General features: G+C 58.3%; 1 pseudogene. It reads left to right on the top strand.

The annotated features are described in order from the left end of the window. Nucleotides 1–302: pseudogene (locus tag MUW49_RS22195) on the top strand (IS21 family transposase); the annotation flags it as partial.

The following is a 302-nucleotide window of genomic DNA, read 5'->3' as shown; positions in this document are numbered from 1 at the left end:
CCGGCACTGGGACCACTGCCGGTGCATCCCTATCGCTATGTCGCCATCAAAACGGTCAAGGTCAACATCGACTATCACGTCAGTTATGAGCAGCACCATTACTCGGTGCCACACCAGTATGTGGGTCAGCAACTGGAGCTCCATGCGGGCGATACCCTGCTTCAGGTCTATCACCAGCAACAGCTGGTCGCGAGCCATCCACGTAAAACCATCCCGGGGATGAGCACGCTCCCTGAGCACATGCCGGAACGTCACAGCAAGCAGCAACGCTGGACCCCAGGGCGTCTTAAACAGTGGGCTGC

Origin of the sequence: Aeromonas sp. LsrichE-8G (assembly GCF_022869435.1) — a bacterium.
GTDB lineage: Bacteria > Pseudomonadota > Gammaproteobacteria > Enterobacterales > Aeromonadaceae > Aeromonas > Aeromonas caviae.
This window is presented reverse-complemented; position numbering and strand designations above follow the sequence as displayed.